The sequence below is a fragment of the Mycobacterium sp. NPDC048908 genome (genome assembly GCF_043197955.1).
Lineage (GTDB): Bacteria > Actinomycetota > Actinomycetes > Mycobacteriales > Mycobacteriaceae > Mycobacterium.
Map to the genome: position 1 here is coordinate 14,782 of NZ_JBICUE010000005.1, position 15,971 is coordinate 30,752.

Annotated in this window: 13 protein-coding genes; 10 read left to right on the forward strand and 3 right to left on the reverse strand. The window is 65.3% G+C overall.

Translation table 11 applies throughout. From position 1 onward, the window contains the following. Positions 1-278: 278 nt before the first annotated feature. Complete coding sequence (gene pafA / locus ACGFK1_RS14955; RefSeq protein ID WP_101947112.1) at positions 279-1,637, reverse strand: Pup--protein ligase; 1,359 nt, start codon at positions 1,635-1,637, stop codon at positions 279-281. A 169-nt stretch (positions 1,638-1,806) separates the two neighbouring features. Between pafA and ACGFK1_RS14960 the strand changes: the two genes are divergently transcribed. From ACGFK1_RS14960 to ACGFK1_RS14970, 3 genes are read left to right on the forward strand one after another with little or no spacing between them, the layout of a single operon-like run. Beyond that, positions 1,807-2,082 carry a hypothetical protein gene (locus ACGFK1_RS14960; RefSeq protein WP_393430194.1) on the forward strand — a complete coding sequence of 92 codons (276 nt, stop codon included), beginning with the start codon at positions 1,807-1,809 and terminating at the stop codon, positions 2,080-2,082. Next, complete coding sequence (locus ACGFK1_RS14965; RefSeq protein WP_393430197.1) at positions 2,079-3,686, forward strand: alpha/beta hydrolase; 1,608 nt, start codon at positions 2,079-2,081, stop codon at positions 3,684-3,686. The genes ACGFK1_RS14960 and ACGFK1_RS14965 overlap by 4 nt, the downstream gene beginning before the upstream one ends. 20 nt (positions 3,687-3,706) lie before the next feature. Continuing rightward, the gene (locus ACGFK1_RS14970; RefSeq protein WP_393430200.1) at positions 3,707-4,579 is read left to right on the forward strand and encodes an alpha/beta fold hydrolase; all 873 of its coding nucleotides are present in this window, start codon (positions 3,707-3,709) and stop codon (positions 4,577-4,579) included. Here the strand turns inward: ACGFK1_RS14970 and ACGFK1_RS14975 are convergent. Together ACGFK1_RS14975 and glyA are read right to left on the reverse strand one after the other, a co-directional pair. After that, on the reverse strand, positions 4,564-5,967 hold the full coding sequence (locus ACGFK1_RS14975; protein ID WP_393430202.1) for an L-serine ammonia-lyase: 1,404 nt from the start codon (positions 5,965-5,967) through the stop codon (positions 4,564-4,566). The genes ACGFK1_RS14970 and ACGFK1_RS14975 overlap by 16 nt on opposite strands. 17 nt (positions 5,968-5,984) lie before the next feature. Beyond that, the gene (gene glyA / locus ACGFK1_RS14980; protein WP_393430205.1) at positions 5,985-7,253 is read right to left on the reverse strand and encodes a serine hydroxymethyltransferase; all 1,269 of its coding nucleotides are present in this window, start codon (positions 7,251-7,253) and stop codon (positions 5,985-5,987) included. Positions 7,254-7,506: 253 nt separating this feature from the next. On the opposite strand from glyA, the gene ACGFK1_RS14985 reads away from it, so the two are divergent. The 7 genes from ACGFK1_RS14985 to ACGFK1_RS15015 all read left to right on the forward strand — a co-directional run bounded on the left by ACGFK1_RS14985 (position 7,507) and on the right by ACGFK1_RS15015 (position 15,970). Then, positions 7,507-8,985 (forward strand): aldehyde dehydrogenase family protein, encoded by a 1,479-nt coding sequence (locus ACGFK1_RS14985; protein WP_393430207.1) that lies wholly within the window; start codon positions 7,507-7,509, stop codon positions 8,983-8,985. A gap of 47 nt (positions 8,986-9,032) precedes the next feature. Continuing rightward, positions 9,033-10,127, forward strand: a complete 1,095-nt coding sequence (locus ACGFK1_RS14990; RefSeq protein ID WP_393430210.1) for a glycine betaine/L-proline ABC transporter ATP-binding protein — start codon at positions 9,033-9,035, stop codon at positions 10,125-10,127. Further along, complete coding sequence (locus ACGFK1_RS14995) at positions 10,127-12,178, forward strand: ABC transporter permease (protein ID WP_393430212.1); 2,052 nt, start codon at positions 10,127-10,129, stop codon at positions 12,176-12,178. Before ACGFK1_RS14990 ends, ACGFK1_RS14995 begins: the two co-directional genes overlap by 1 nt. Further along, on the forward strand, positions 12,175-13,152 hold the full coding sequence (locus ACGFK1_RS15000; protein ID WP_393430215.1) for an ABC transporter substrate-binding protein: 978 nt from the start codon (positions 12,175-12,177) through the stop codon (positions 13,150-13,152). The genes ACGFK1_RS14995 and ACGFK1_RS15000 overlap by 4 nt, the downstream gene beginning before the upstream one ends. Before the next feature lie 141 nt (positions 13,153-13,293). After that, positions 13,294-13,656: a bifunctional 3-phenylpropionate/cinnamic acid dioxygenase ferredoxin subunit gene (locus tag ACGFK1_RS15005; protein WP_393430217.1), complete on the forward strand. Its 363-nt coding sequence runs from the start codon at positions 13,294-13,296 to the stop codon at positions 13,654-13,656. Next, positions 13,653-14,822: an NAD(P)/FAD-dependent oxidoreductase gene (locus tag ACGFK1_RS15010; RefSeq protein ID WP_393430220.1), complete on the forward strand. Its 1,170-nt coding sequence runs from the start codon at positions 13,653-13,655 to the stop codon at positions 14,820-14,822. The genes ACGFK1_RS15005 and ACGFK1_RS15010 overlap by 4 nt, the downstream gene beginning before the upstream one ends. A gap of 26 nt (positions 14,823-14,848) precedes the next feature. Next, a complete protein-coding gene (locus ACGFK1_RS15015; protein WP_393430223.1) occupies positions 14,849-15,970 on the forward strand; it encodes an aromatic ring-hydroxylating dioxygenase subunit alpha in 1,122 nt (373 codons plus the stop codon). Position 15,971 lies beyond the last annotated feature (1 nt).

Here is a 15,971-nt window from a genome sequence, read left to right on the forward strand (position 1 = left end):
GTGATCGCCTCCGCTAACACTCAGACCCGACGTGCGGCAACGAGTCGCTACGTCACCGCTCAGCAACCAGGGCGCAGCAATTGTCAGGCACTCGGCATTCGCGTCGCGCAGCCTTGTGAAAGTCACTCAACCACCTTCAGAAACACCCGAACAGCACAATTCGCAGCAGGTGCGATTCCGGCGCGCACATTCGGCATCCCCTCCAGCAGTCGTGCAGCAAAAATGCTACCGGAGCCGCGGTGTCACCCACCGCGCCAATTTCTGCCTGGAAGGTGCGTCTACATCGAGGCGATCAACCGCTTGACGCGTTCGTCGACCGACCGGAACGGGTCCTTGCACAGCACCGTGCGCTGCGCCTGATCGTTGAGCTTCAAGTGCACCCAGTCGACGGTGAAGTCACGGCCGGCCTCCTGCGCGGCACTGATGAACTCACCGCGCAGCTTGGCCCGTGTGGTCTGCGGCGGCGTATTCACCGCGGCCTCGATCTCCTCGTCGGTGGTCACCCGCGACGCCAGGCCCTTGCGCTGCAGCAGGTCGAACACGCCGCGACCGCGCTTGATGTCGTGGTAGGCCAAATCCAGCTGTGAGATCTTCGGGTCGGACAGCTCCATGTTGTAGCGGTCCTGGTAGCGCTGGAAGAGCTTGCGCTTGATCACCCAGTCGATCTCGGTGTCGACCTTGGCGAAGTCCTGGCTCTCCACCGCGTCCAGCTGGCGTCCCCACAGGTCGACCACCTGCTCGATCTGCGAATTCGGCTCCCGGGTCTGCAGATACTCGACCGCACGCTGGTAGTACTCCCGCTGGATGTCCAGTGCGCTGGCCTGCCGGCCGCCCGCCAACCGCACCGGCCGCCTGCCGGTCAGATCGTGGCTGACCTCGCGGATCGCCCGGATCGGGTTGTCCAGCGAGAAGTCGCGGAACGGCACTCCGGCCTCGATCATCTCCAGCACCAGCGACGCGGTGCCGACCTTCAACATCGTCGTCGACTCGCACATGTTGGAGTCGCCCACGATGACGTGCAGCCGCCGGTACTTCTCGGCGTCGGCATGCGGCTCATCGCGGGTGTTGATGATTGGTCGCGAGCGGGTGGTCGCGGACGAAACGCCTTCCCAGATGTGCTCGGCACGCTGCGACAGACAGAACGTCGCAGCCTTCGGCGTCTGCAGCACCTTGCCCGCACCGCAGATCAGCTGCCGTGTCACCAGGAACGGCAGCAGCACGTCGGAGATCCGCGAGAACTCGCCCGCCCGCACGATCAGGTAGTTCTCATGGCAGCCGTACGAGTTGCCCGCCGAGTCCGTGTTGTTCTTGAACAGGTAAATGTCGCCGCCGATGCCCTCATCGGCCAACCGCTGCTCGGCGTCGATCAGCAGGTCTTCGAGCACCCGCTCGCCTGCGCGGTCGTGGGTCACCAACTGGGTCAGGTTGTCGCACTCAGCGGTGGCGTACTCGGGGTGGCTGCCCACGTCGAGATACAACCGCGCGCCGTTGCGCAAGAACACGTTCGAACTGCGGCCCCACGACACCACCCGCCGGAATAGGTAGCGGGCAACCTCGTCGGGACTCAGCCGACGATGGCCGTGGAACGTGCAGGTGACACCGAACTCTGTCTCGATGCCCATGATTCGTCTCTGCACCTCATCGAGACTACTTGCTGCTGGCCGACCTCGGCGGGCAAGCCGCGCCGAAGCTTCGGGTTGACACTCATCGGGGTCTCCGTCAAACCCTGCGGCGGGCGCCCGCGATCGCACGTCAACCCTGTGGATGACGTCGGCGCGCTTGCGCCAAAATCTGCCAGCATGAGGCATGGGGGAAATCGTCGAAGTCGATCTGACTCGGCTGCGGACCGTGGCCAACCGGGTCATGGAATCCGCCGAGAGGATCGCTCAAATGCGTTGGCCGAAATTGGATCCCGGTGATCTACCAGGATCAGCTGTGGGTAATGTCGCCGCACCCGTTCTTGTGGCTGGGCGTCTTACCGAAGTCGTCGACAACATGCGCGGCTGGGCGGCGGCGGCGCACATGTCGGCCGACGCCTTCGAGCGAGCCGATCATCGCAACGGCAAAAGCCTGGAGCAGTGACGCGGCCGACCATCTCGCAAGCCGATGCCTGGCAGCCTGACTCACTGCGTCGGCTCGCCGACGACTGGGACGAGGCCGCCCGGTGGTTGACGGCCCACCTCGACACGGTCGTCACCGACATCCGCGGCAGCTACGACGTCTGGACCGGTGCCGCCGCCGAGGCCTCGCGCGACCAGGCGAGCGCCATCGCCACGGCCGCGGACGCCGCCGCGCGCTGCCTCGTGCTTGCTGCGGTCGCCGCCCGTGACGGTGCCGACCAGATTGAATCGGCGCAGACCTCGGTGCGGTCAGCGCTCGCCGATGCACACGCCAGTGGATTCGATGTCGCCGATGACGGGACGGTGTCGATCCGCGCCGGCCCGCCGCCGCTGCTGGTCGCCCTTTCCGGGGGTGCCCGAACCGTTGCGCACGACCTGCTGACGATGCGCGCCGACGCACTGACGACGCAGATCACCGATGCGCTGGATCGACTTGGCGCGGCTGACGCTGATGCCGTCGCCGACATCGATGACGCCTTCGCAGCCGCGCCGGTTTCGCGCCCCGCGGCCACCGTGCCGTCCGGCGCCTGGCCGGTTCAGGCGTCGGACGTGGTGGCGGGCTGGCCCGCGATGAGCCAGGACCGGATCGGCGAGCAGATCGCCGCCATGACGGCCGCGCAGCGCCAGCAGTTGATCACCGAGTTCCCGCATCAGGTCGGCAATACAGACGGCGTGCCCTGGCAGATGCGCGTCGCCGCCAATCGCACCAACATCGCCCAAGCCATCGTCGACGGCTTCGACGGTCCCTCATCGCAATCGCGCACCGCGCTGTACCGCAGCCTGGTCGGGGAAATCGATGACCCCGCCGGCGCCGGTCATCGCATCGACCGACAAATCCTGGCGTTCGATCCCGGACGGGCATCGCTCGTCGAACTCAACGGGGACCTGTCGACCGCCAAGAGCGTCGCCGTGATGGTTCCCGGACTGAACACGACGATCGAATCGTCAGCGGCCAACACCCGCACCGCGCGACGCTTCGTCTCCGCAACCCGCGGCGACATCGCCGCCATCACGTATTTGGGCGGGCCCTTCCCTCACGGCAATCTGGTGGCCGGGCCCGTCGCGGCCGCCGACCCGCGATATGCGCTCAGCATGGCGCCGCGACTCGTCGCATTCAGCGAAGATGTCGACCGCACCGTCGACGCAACGGGTCGGTCCATCCCGGTCACCTACATCGGCCACTCCTACGGCGGCTCCATCGTGGGCACCGCCGAAGCGTTGGGCCTGACGGCTGACCGGACGCTGTACGTGGCCGCAGCGGGCGCGGGGGTCGGCGTCGACGAACCCGGCGATTGGCACAACCGCAACCCGGACGTGCTGCGATTCTCGATGACGGCGCCAGGCGACATCATCGAAACCGTGCAGGGCATCCCGTGCGGGCCGCACGGAGCTGACCCCGACGAAATGCCGGGCGTAATTCGTTTGAGCACAGGGCATTACGACGACGGCAGGTTGATGGCCGGCCCACGCGCGCACAGCGACGTCCTCAACTGGCCGTCGGACGCGTGGCGAAACATTCTCGCGGTCATCACTGGCGATTCGGAAACCTTGCACCAAACCGGCTGACATACCGCCAGAATGGGCCAATGTGGTCGCGCTCCTCACCCGTCGACGGGTTCCGGTTGGCCTTCGACCGCTTCGGCACAAGGGGCGCGCCTGCCGTCGTGCTGCTGCACGGATGGCCCGGCAATCGGCATGACTTCCGCAAGGTCGTCCCGATCCTCGGCGGCGACGCCGACGTCATCGTTCCTGATTTGCGCGGCTTCGGAGGCTCGGACAAACACGAAGTCGCGGTCCGGCATTTCTACAGCGCCACCGCCCAAGCCAGCAGCGTCATCGGGTTGATCAAGGAACTCGATCTGTCGAACGTCGTCATCGCGGGCTACGACGTCGGCAGCCGCGTCGCTCAAAGCATCGCCAGAATGCATCCAGACCTGGTGTCAGCTCTTGTGCTGTCTCCCCCGCTGCCCGGCGCGGGTGAGCGGGTGCTCACCGCCCACGCGCAGGGCGAGTTCTGGTATCAGGCGTTTCACCAACTTCCGCTTGCCGCCGACCTCATCGACGGCAATCCGGATGCGGTCCGAGAGTATCTGCGGCACTTCTGGACTCACTGGTCCGGTCCGAATTTCGCGCTGTCCGAAGATGATTTGGACCGCCTGGTGGCCGACTACGCTCTGCCAGGTGCGTTCACGGCATCGATCGCCTGGTACCGCGCAGGCGCGGGCACCGTCGCACAGTCGCTCGTGGAACTACGGCCCGACGCGGCCATCAAGATCCACGTCCGAACCGATGTGCTGTGGCCCCAGCATGATCCGCTGTTCCCTCGAGAGTGGGCGGATCAACTCGAGCACTACTTCACCAACGTCCGCCTTCATTTCGCGGATGATGCCGGGCATTTCACCCCGCTCGAAAGTCCTGAGCAGTTCGCCGGATTGATCCTGGCTCAGCAGCCGACGTAGTTCACCGACACGTTCACGGCCAGCCCACCGGTCGACGTCTCTTTGTACTTCGAGCTCATGTCGCGGCCGGTGGCACGCATGGTTTCGATCACCTCGTCGAGGCTCACCCGATGGTCGCCGTCCCCGCGCAACGCCATCCGGGCCGCATTGATCGCCTTTCCTGCCGAGATCGCGTTGCGCTCGATGCACGGAATCTGCACCAGTCCTGCGATCGGGTCACACGTCAACCCCAGGCTGTGCTCCATCGCGATCTCGGCGGCGTTTTCTACTTGTCCCGGTGTGCCGCCGAGTATTTCAGCCAGTCCGGCAGCCGCCATCGACGATGCCGACCCCACCTCGCCCTGGCAGCCGACCTCCGCGCCCGAGATGGACGCCCGCTCCTTGTACAGCGAGCCGATGGCCCCTGCGGCAAGCAGGAAGCGCACTGCGACGTCGTCCGGGTCGGACGCCCCCGCCTCGGTGTAATGCACCGCGTAGTGCAGCACCGCAGGGATGATGCCCGCCGCACCGTTGGTCGGTGCCGTCACGATGCGTCCGCCTGATGCGTTTTCCTCGTTGACGGCGAGCGCCACCAGGTTCACCCAGTCTTCGGCGAATCGTGGATCCCGATGCGGATCTTCCTGACTGAGACGCTCGTACCACTGACCCGCTCGTCGCCGCACCTGCAGCACGCCCGGCAGCAGTCCGGTGCGGGCGATTCCACGCTGCTCACATTCCACCATCACGTCGCGCAGATGAAGCAGCCTCGTGCGGACCTCCTGAACGCTGCGCGTGCGGCACTCGTGGGCCAGCATCACTTCGCTGATCGACCGTCCCGACGCCAGGGCGAGCAATTCTGCGGCCGACGAGAACGACCTGGCGTCGGAATCGGCGGCAACACCTGCCAATTCGTCGCCTTCGGCAACATCTGCCAATTCGTCGCCTTCGGCGACGACGAAACCGCCCCCAATGGAGAAGTACGTTCGCCGATAAAGCGTGCTGTCGTCTGCGCCGTACGCCGTCAACGTCATGCCGTTCGGATGGAAGTCCAGCACGGTCCTGGTGTAGAGGGCGATGTCGTCCTCGGACAGCGCAATCGGTGCCCGGCCGCCCAGCATGATCTTGCCGGTACTGCGCAGCCGTTCCCGTCCGGCTTCCATCTCGGCGGTCTCGATGGTTTCCGGCCGATTCCCTTCGAGGCCGAGCAGCACCGCAGGCAGTGTGCCGTGGCCACGACCGGTGGCCGCAAGCGATCCGTACAACTCGACGCGGACGTCGGCCACCCGCTCCAGGAGCCCAGCAGCCTCGAGGTCGGCGACGAAGTTCGCGGCTGCCCGCATGGGGCCGACGGTGTGCGAACTGGACGGACCGATGCCCACCTTGAACAGGTCGAAGACGCTGATTGTCACTGCAAATTCCTTCTCATTCAGAGCTGCGGGTACAACGGGTGACGCTCGGCGAGTTCGGTCACGCCGAGGGCGAGCTTCGCGGTGTCGGCGTCCGGCGCGGCGGTCAGGCACTGCGCGATCAGGTCGGCCACGGCGGCGAAGTCCTCCGCTTCGAAACCGCGAGCCGCGAGGGCTGGGGTGCCGATGCGTAGGCCGGACGTCACCATCGGCGGCCGTGGATCGAACGGAACCGCGTTACGGTTCACCGTGATTCCGATCGTGGCCAGCCGGTCTTCGGCCTGACGTCCGTCGAGCTCCGCATTGCGCAGGTCGACCAGCACCAGGTGCACGTCCGTGCCGCCGGTGAGCACCGCGATGCCCGCGTCACGGACGTCGGGCTGCGACAACCGTTCCGCGAGGATGCGCGCACCCTCGATGACCCGCTGCTGGCGCTCGACGAAATCGGGCTGGGCGGCCATCTTGAAGGCCACCGCCTTGGCTGCGATGACATGCTCCAGCGGTCCCCCCTGCTGGCCGGGGAACACCGCCGAATTGATCTTCTTGGCGATGTCGGCGTCCTTCGTCAGGATGATGCCGCCGCGCGGCCCACCGAGGGTCTTGTGTGTGGTGGACGTGACGACATGCGCGTGCGGCACTGGCGACGGATGCAGGCCGGCCGCAACGAGGCCCGCGAAATGCGCCATGTCAACCATCAGATAAGCGCCGACCTCGTCGGCGATCTCACGGAACCGGGCGAAGTCCTGGAAGCGCGGATACGCCGACCAGCCCGCAATGATCATCTGCGGCCGGTGCTCGCGGGCGGCCACCGCTACCTGATCCATGTCGATCAGGTAGTCATCGCGCGAAACCCCATATGCGGCCACGGTGTACAACTTGCCCGAGAAGTTGAGCCGCATCCCGTGGGTCAGGTGTCCGCCGCAGTCGAGCGAGAGCCCGAGAATAGTGTCTCCGGGCGTCAGCAGCGCATGCATGACCGCGGCGTTGGCCTGAGCCCCCGAATGCGGTTGGACGTTGGCGAACTCCGCGCCGAACAGCGACTTGACTCGATCGATCGCCAACTGCTCGATGACGTCGACGTGTTCGCAACCGCCGTAGTAGCGCCTGCCGGGGTAGCCCTCGGCGTACTTGTTGGTCAGCACGGAGCCCTGGGCCTGCATCACCGCCAGCGGCGCGTGGTTCTCCGATGCGATCATCTCCAGGCCGGTCCGCTGGCGATCGAGTTCCCTGTCGATGAACTCGGCCACCTCGGGGTCGAAATCCGCCAGGTGTGCGTCCAGCACGCTCATGCAAAATGCTCCGTTCATGTGCGGGAAATTTCCTGAATACCAGACATTGGATAACTGATATATCAGAGTGTGACCGGCATCATAGCTGCGTGCGGCTTCGGCGGTCAAGGGCGCCTGCCTCTCGCTTGTTACCAGCGAGTTTCGTTTTCCGCTGGCCTTGACAGTGATGTACGCCACGGTCCACTCTGTTGCATGTAGAGGGTTTCATTGCGCGATACGCAACGTTGACGTAGCTGGGCGAGAGGCCGACTAGGTGGCGGAACACCTGAATCTGTACATCGCGGGCGAATGGCGCCCCGCGCGCGGCGATGCTCGCCGTGAAATTCGATGTCCGGCCGACGGGCAGCTCGTCGCGCAGGCGGCGGAGGCGTCCACTGAAGATTCGCACGCCGCCATCGCGGCGGCGCGGGAAGCGTTCGACACCGGCCCGTGGCCGCACACGCCGGAACGGGAACGGGCCGAGGTGTTGCGGCGCACCGCCGATCTGATCGATCGCGACCGCAAGGACTTCGTCCGCGCCGAGGCACTCGACACCGGCAAGCGGATAGTCGAGGCCGAATACGACATGGACGACGTCGTCGCCTGCCTGCGCTATTACGCGGGTGTCGGCGGCACCGAGGCCGGCCGTGTGGTGGACACCGGCAAGGCCGATGCGATCAGCCGCCTCGTTTACGAGCCGGTCGGCGTCTGTGGACTGATCACTCCGTGGAATTACCCTCTGCTGCAAGCGAGTTGGAAGGTCGCCCCCGCGCTGTTGGCGGGCAACACCTTCGTGCTGAAGCCAAGTGAGTTGACGCCGTCGACCGCTGTGCTGTTGATGCGGGCGCTGGAAGAAGCCTGCCTACCCGCAGGCGTCGCCAATCTGGTTCTCGGCGCCGGACCCACGGCCGGCGCTCCATTGTCCGAGCATCCGGACGTGGACATGGTGTCGTTCACCGGCGGTGTGCCGTCGGGTACCCGCGTGATGGCTGCCGCCGCCGCGACGGTCAAACGGGTCGCGCTCGAACTCGGCGGCAAGAACCCGAACGTGGTGTTCGCCGACGCCGATTTCGACACCGCGGTCGACTTCGCGCTGACCGCAGTATTCCTGCATTCGGGGCAGGTGTGTTCGGCGGGTGCGCGGCTGATCGTCGAGGAATCCCTGCACGATCGCTTCGTCGACGAAGTCGTCGCGCGCGCCCAGCGGATCAGGCTCGGAGGGCCGTTCGACCCCGATGCCGAGACCGGGCCCCTGATCTCGGCGGCACACCGCGACAAGGTGGAGGCCTACGTCGCGGCGGGCATCGAAGAGGGCGCCGTGTTGCGCTGCGGCGGACGACGACCGGACGACGAACACTTGCGTGACGGCTTCTTCTATCCCCCAACCGTTCTCGACGGCTGCCTTTCGAAAATGACGGTGACGCAGGAGGAGTCGTTTGGTCCGGTGTTGACCGTCGAGACCTTCGTCGACGAAGACGACGCCGTGCGGTTGGCCAACGACACCGTCTACGGCTTGGCTGGCGCGGTATGGACGCAGGATGCCGGCAAAGCTCAACGCGTGGCAAGCCGGTTGCGGCACGGCACCATCTGGATCAACGACTACCACCCCTACGTACCGCAGGCGGAATGGGGCGGCATGAAGCGCTCCGGCAACGGCCGCGAACTCGGTCGCGTCGGTCTCGACGAGTATCGCGAAATCAAACACATCTGGCAGAACACCAATCCGCGGCCCGAGCGGTGGTTTCGGGGGTGACCCCGCAAGCTCGCTTGTTCAACAGCCCACATAGTTAGGAGATTTCCGTGGCGATTCACACCGACAGCGCGCCCACAGCGGTGTCCGCGCCGCCCACTCCCCGCCGCGGCGACGCCGAACTGAGTGTCGAAGGCCTGTGGAAGGTGTTCGGCAACAAGGCATCCGAAGTCGCTAGCGACGAGAAGATAGAGCGACTCACCGTCCAGGACATCAAGAAGAAGACCGGCTGCGCGGTCGCCGTCCGCGACGTCAGCTTCGACGTGGGGTGCGGCGAGGTGTTCGTCGTCATGGGGCTGTCCGGCTCTGGGAAGTCGACACTGGTGCGATGCCTGACGCGGCTCATCGAGCCGACCAAGGGTCAGGTGGTGTTTCAGGGCACCGACATCATGTCCGCCGACGAGAACCAGTTGCGCGATCTGCGGCGGCGCAAGGTGTCCATGGTCTTCCAGCACTTCGGTCTGCTACCGCACCGGCGGGTGCTCGAGAACGTGGCCTACGGCCTCGAAGTCAAGGGCACCCCGAAGAAGGAGCGGATGCAGCGTGCTGCGGAGGTCACCGAACTGGTCGGGCTCGCCGGGTTCGAATACTCCTACCCGGACCAGCTGTCGGGCGGCATGAAGCAACGCGTCGGACTGGCCCGTGCGCTAGCGAGCGATCCCGACATGCTGCTGTTCGACGAGCCGTTCTCAGCGCTCGATCCGCTGATCCGCCGCGATATGCAAAACGAGGTCATCCGGCTGCACCACGAGATGGGCAAGACGATGGTCTTCATCACCCACGACCTGTCCGAGGCGCTCAAGCTCGGCGACCGGATCCTGATCATGCGTAACGGCGAGGTGGTTCAGATCGGCACGGGCGACGAACTGGTCGGCGCTCCCGCCGACGACTACGTGCGCGAATTCGTCAGCGACGTGCCACGCTCACGAGTGCTGACCTTGAAGTGGATCATGCGCGAAAAGCGTGCCGAAGACTCGCTCGACGGCCCGGAGATGGCGCCTGACACCGTGATTCGCGACGCTGTCGATCCCGTGCTGGCCGCGGACAAGCCGATCAAGGTGGTGTCGGGCGGCGAACTACTCGGTGTGGTCGGCCGCAGCGAGATCCTCGCGGTGATCGGCAAGGTCGACGAGGGCGGTGCGTGATGGCCACCCTCGCGGTCGATGCACCTCCGGCACCACCGTCGCCGGAGGCTCGGTCGGGGATCTCGTGGTTCTCCGAAAGGGGACCTGCCCAGTTCATCGCGGTCATGGGTGCGGTGCTCGGACTCTGGGTGATTCTGTATCAGTTCCTGGCCGGCCGAAACACGCTGGCGCAGGCGCCCGCCGACACCAAACCGCTGCACGTGTGGCTGTCGGAACTGCAGACCCGCGTCGGTGAAGGCCGAAACAGCAACCCGCTCTTCACCTATTTCTTCAACCCGATCCGATCGGTGATCGACGCCTTCGGCACCGCGATCGCCGACCTGATCGCCCACCCGGTGGACGGGCGACCGGTGCCCTACATCGGTTGGCTGGGCGTGGTGGTGCTGTTGACGTTCTTGGCCTGGATGTTGGGTAACTGGAAGGTCGGCCTGCTCACCCTGTGTGGCTTCTTGTTCATGGGGCTGCAGGGCTTGTGGCAGGACAGCATGGAGACGTTGGCGCTGACCATTGCGGCGGTGGCGATCTCCTTGCTCATCGGAATCCCGCTTGGCATCTGGGCGGGTGTGTCAGACGGATTCAATCGCTTGATCACCCCCGTCCTGGACTTCATGCAGATCCTGCCGTCGTTTGTCTACCTTGCGCCGTTGACCCTGGCGTTCTTGATCGGCCCGGCGGCGGCAATCATCGCGACCGTGATCTACGCGGCCCCTCCGGTCATTCGCCTTACCGCACATGGGATTCGATCGGTGCCGTCTGAGTCGCGTGAGGCGGTCGAGTCACTGGGCGCCACCCGATCGCAGGAATTGTTCGGGGCGCTGTTGCCGATGGCCAAGCGCACCATCGTGCTTGGCATCAATCAAACGATCATGGCGGCACTGGCGATGGTGACGATCGCCGCGCTGATCGCCGCTCCCGGTCTGGGCCAGGTCGTGGTCCAGGCGCTGTCGACCCAAGATGTCGGCACCGCGTTCAACGCAGGCCTGGCCATCGTGATCATGGCGATCATCCTGGACCGCACCACCACCGCGGCCAGCGAACGTGTCGAAACGCAGCGGCGAAAGTCCGCTGAGCCCACCAAGTATCGCGGTCCGGGCATCGTGGTCGGTGCGGTTGTCACGGCGATCGCGATCTGGCTGTCCTACACATATCAACTGGTCGCGATCTTCCCGTCGTCTTTGCAACTCGGTTCGGTTCACCTCGGCCTTGACGTCGGCACGCCGATCATCAACGCCGCGAACGCCGTGACCAACTGGGCGCAGACCAGCTTCTCCGGGGTGACCAACGGCATTAAGGACGTGGTCACCGCGGTGGCGCTCGACCCGTTGCAGAAGCTGCTGGACAACTCGCCGTGGTGGCTGACGTTCGTCGCGATCACGGTGATCGCGGCGATCGTCGGAGGCCGAGTTGCGGCACTCATCACCGCGGTGTGTCTGGTGCTGATCCTGTGGCCGCTCGAGTTGTGGCAAGCGACGATGGACACGCTGGCCGCCGTATTGGTGGCCACGGTCATCGTCGTCGCACTCGGCGTCGTGGTCGGGGTGTGGATGGGTCGAAGTCCGACCGCGGACAAGTTCGTCCGGCCTTTCTTGGACGCCGCGCAAACCATGCCGTCCTTTGTGTATCTCGTGCCGTTCCTGGCCTTGTTCTCCGCGTCGCGGTTCACCGGCATCGTCGCCGCGATCGTCTACGCCGCGCCGGTGTCGATCAAGATCATGGCCGACGGGATTCGGGGCGTCTCTGCCGAGACGGTCGAAGCGGCGCGCTCGGTGGGGTCGAACACCTGGCAGGTGATCAGCAAGGTGCAGCTGCCGATGGCGGTGCGCTCACTGACGTTGGCCACCAATCAGGGCCTTATTTACGTGCTTTCGATGGTGGTGGTCGCAGGCCTGGTCGGTGGCGGCGCGCTGGGTTATCTGGTGGTCGCCGGTTTCGCGCAGACCAGCTTGTTCGGCAAGGGACTTGCCGCAGGCCTGGCGATCGTGCTGCTGGGCACGATCCTCGACCGCACCACCGCGGCAGCATCGAAACGGATAGGACGGGTAGGCGAATGAAGCGAATCGCCATCGCGGCAGTGGCGCTTGCGCTCCTCGTATCGGGGTGCAACGCCACAAAGGTTTCAGACCTGCAGAGCCGCGGCGAACTCAAGCCCGGCAGCAGGCCGTGCGGCACCTTCAACCTGGCCATCAACTCGTGGGTCGGCTACGAGGCCAATGCGGCCGTCATCACCTACCTCGCGGAGAATGTGTTGGGCTGCTTCGTCAAACAGCGGCACATCGCGGAACAGGTGTCATGGCAGGGAATGTCAACCGGTCAGGTCGACGCGATCCTGGAGAACTGGGGCCACGACGACCTCAGGCAGCAGTACATCGACAACATGGGCGTCGCGCAGAGCGCGGGCTCCACCGGCATCGAGGGAGAGATCGGCTGGTATGTCCCGCCGTGGATGATCGAGCAATATCCCGACATCACCGACTGGCGCAACCTGAACAAATATGCCCACCTGTTCAAGACCTCGGAATCGGGCGACAAAGGCCAACTGCTCGATGGTGATCCGGCGTACGTGACCAACGACGATGCGCTGGTGGCCAACCTCGGCTTGAACTACAAGGTCGTCCAGGGCGGCAGCGAGACAGCGTTGATCTCGAGCATTCGCCAGGCTCAACAGCAACGTAAACCGCTGCTCGCGTACTTCTACTCGCCGCAATGGCTGTTGAGCGAGGTGCCGATGGTCAAGATCAAGTTGCCGCCGTACACGAAGGGCTGCGACGACGATCCGGCCAAGATCGCATGCGACTATCCCGCCTACGACCTCGACAAGATCGTCTCGACCAAGTTCGCGGAATCCGGCAGTCCGGCCTACACGCTGGTGAAGAACTTCCAGTGGACGGCAGAGGACCAGAACTCCGTGGCTCGCTCGATCGCAGACGGCATGAGCGACGACGAGGCAGCCAAGAAGTTCATCGACGCGCATCCACAACTGGTTGCCAAGTGGCTGGCAGGCACAGGCGCGGCAAACGCCGCATAACGCCTGCTGAACACAGGTATCGACACGGAAACTCGCGCGCCGCGACTCTTGACAAGGGCAGGCGATTTCCAGCAGGCTGTTGCATATTACGAATTAGGTTTCACAATCCGATACAAAGCGCAATCAAGGGAGGCCACGGTCGTGCTTGAAATCTGCCCACTCGCGGCCCTGCCTCGAGGTGAGGCGCGCAGGGTCGAAGCCGATCCACCGATCGCCGTCTTCCACACCGACGACGGCGAGGTGTTCGCGATCGACGACACCTGCACGCATCAGGACGCGTCGCTGGCCGATGGCTGGCTGGAAGGCTGCGAGATCGAATGCCCGCTGCACGCTTCGCGTTTCAACCTGCGCACCGGTCAAGTCGACGCGCCCCCGGCCAAGCTTGGAGTGCGCACACACGAAGTGGTCATCGTCGACGGCGTGATCAACGTCGTCCTCGACGACGCGCCGCCCAACCTTCCACCCGGTGTCACGACTCGCGCGGCTGGCGAGGCGACGCAGTGAAAACTGTTGCGGTGATTGGCGGCTCGCTGGCTGGACTGTCGGCGGCCAGGGCGTTGCGCGCCCAGGGCTTCGATGGCGGGTTGACGATCGTCGGCGGCGAGGAGCGACGGCCCTACGACCGACCCCCACTGTCGAAGGAGTTCCTTGCCGGCGACATCGGCGAGGATGCCTTGGCCCTTGAAGCCGAGGACGACAACCTCGACGCCCAATGGACGCTGGGGGCGCATGCGACGCGACTCGACCCGACCGCAGGCGCGGTCCACCTCGACAACGGGGCGACGATCCACGCCGACGGCGTCGTCATCGCGACAGGCGCCAGGGCGCGGACCTGGCCGGGTGCTGAACAGCTCGCCGGAGTGCACGTGCTGCGGACCATCGAGGACGCCGTCGCGCTGCGTGCCGACCTGCGCCCTGGTGCACGGCTCGTGGTGATCGGTGCCGGCTTCATTGGAGCCGAAGTCGCCTCCACCGCAATCAAACTGGGCCTCGACGTCACGGTGGTCGAGGCGGCGCTGGCACCGCTCGCCGGCCCACTGGGCGTGCAACTCGGCGCCGCGGTCGCAAGGCTGCACACCGAACACGGCACTCGTCTGTTGTGCGGCGCGCCAGTGGCCGGTCTGATCGGCACCGATCGAGTGACAGGCATCGAATTGGCCGACGGGCGCCAACTGGCCGCCGACGTCGTCGTCGTCGGCATCGGCGCCATCCCCAACGTCGAGTGGCTGCACGCCAGCCCGATCGCGTTGGGCAACGGCGTCGTCTGCGACCTCGGCGGGGCGACTTCCGTTCCTCATGTCGTCGCTGTCGGTGACTGCGCGGCGTGGCACGAACCCGCCGTCGGATTCCCGCACCGCGTCGAACACTGGACGGGCGCGCTGGAGCGGCCAGCTATCGCGGTCGCCACGCTGCTCGCAGGCGGGCACCACACCGGCGGCCCGGTCAAGCCGCCGTACTTCTGGTCCGACCAGTACGGCCACCGCATCCAGTTCGCCGGCATCGCCCACGCCGGCGACGACGTCACCTTCGAGGTCGGCTCGGCCCGCGACACCAGCTTTCTTGCCGTGTACCGACGAGGCGGCGAACCGGTCGCCGTGCTCGGCGTCGACCAGCCGAAACTGTTCACCCGATGGCGTCGCCAACTGACTTTCGTTCCGGTTCCAGCCTGACTTCGCTTCCCCCAGAGAGGATTTCGATGACCACCGTCGGACTGCCGCAGAGCCTGATCTCGACGCTGCCCGGCAGCTACTACACCGACCCCACGATCTTCGCGATGGAACAGGCGCAGATCTTCGAGTCGATGTGGTTCTGCGCGGTGCGCTCGGCCGACCTCGACAAGCCGGGCGCGTTCAAGACCGTCCAGGTCGGCACCGAGAGCGTGCTGATCACCCGGTCGCGCACCAGTGAGGTGCGGGCATTCTTCAACGTCTGCAGGCATCGAGGCGCGCAACTGTGCACAGAAGACAGCGGCGAGGTCAAGCGCGCGTTCCAATGCCCCTATCACGCTTGGACTTACGACTTGGACGGCAAGCTGGTGGCCGCGCCGAACCTGACCAAGATGCCCGACATCGACCGCGTCGAGTACGGGCTGCGCCGCATCGCGGTGCAGGAGTGGCTTGGTTATGTGTGGGTGTGCCTCGCCGACAACCCGCCGTCGTTCGACGACACGGTGCGCAAGGACGTCACCGAACGCCTCGGCGCCGGCGATTTGATCGACCACTACGACATTGCCAACCTGAGCCTTGGCCGTCGCATCGTCTACGACGTCAAGGCCAACTGGAAGCTCATCATCGAGAACTTCATGGAGTGCTATCACTGCGCGACCATCCACCCCGAACTCACCGAGGTGCTACCCGAGTTCGCCGACGGGCTGGCAGCGCAGTACCACGTCGGGCACGGTGCCGAATTCGGAGAGAACATCGAAGGATTCACGATTGACGGATCGGCGGGCTTTGACCAGATCCCAACCGTCGCGCAGGAGCAGGACCGCCGCTACTATGCGATCACGATCAAACCGCAGGTGTTCGTCAACCTGGTGCCCGACCACGTCATCCTGCACAGGATGTTTCCGCTCGCCGCGGACCGCACCGTCGTCGAATGTGACTGGCTGTATCTGCCGGACGTGGTCGAGTCGGGCAAGGACGTCAGTCGCTCGGTCGAGTTGTTCCACCGGGTCAACGAGCAGGACTTCGCGGCGTGCGAGCGGTGTCAGCCTGCGATGAGCTCACGCACCTACCGCGACGGTGGGGTGCTGGTGCCCAGCGAGCACCACATCGGCGAGTTCCACAACTGGGTGCAGGCAAAGCTCACGAAATGAC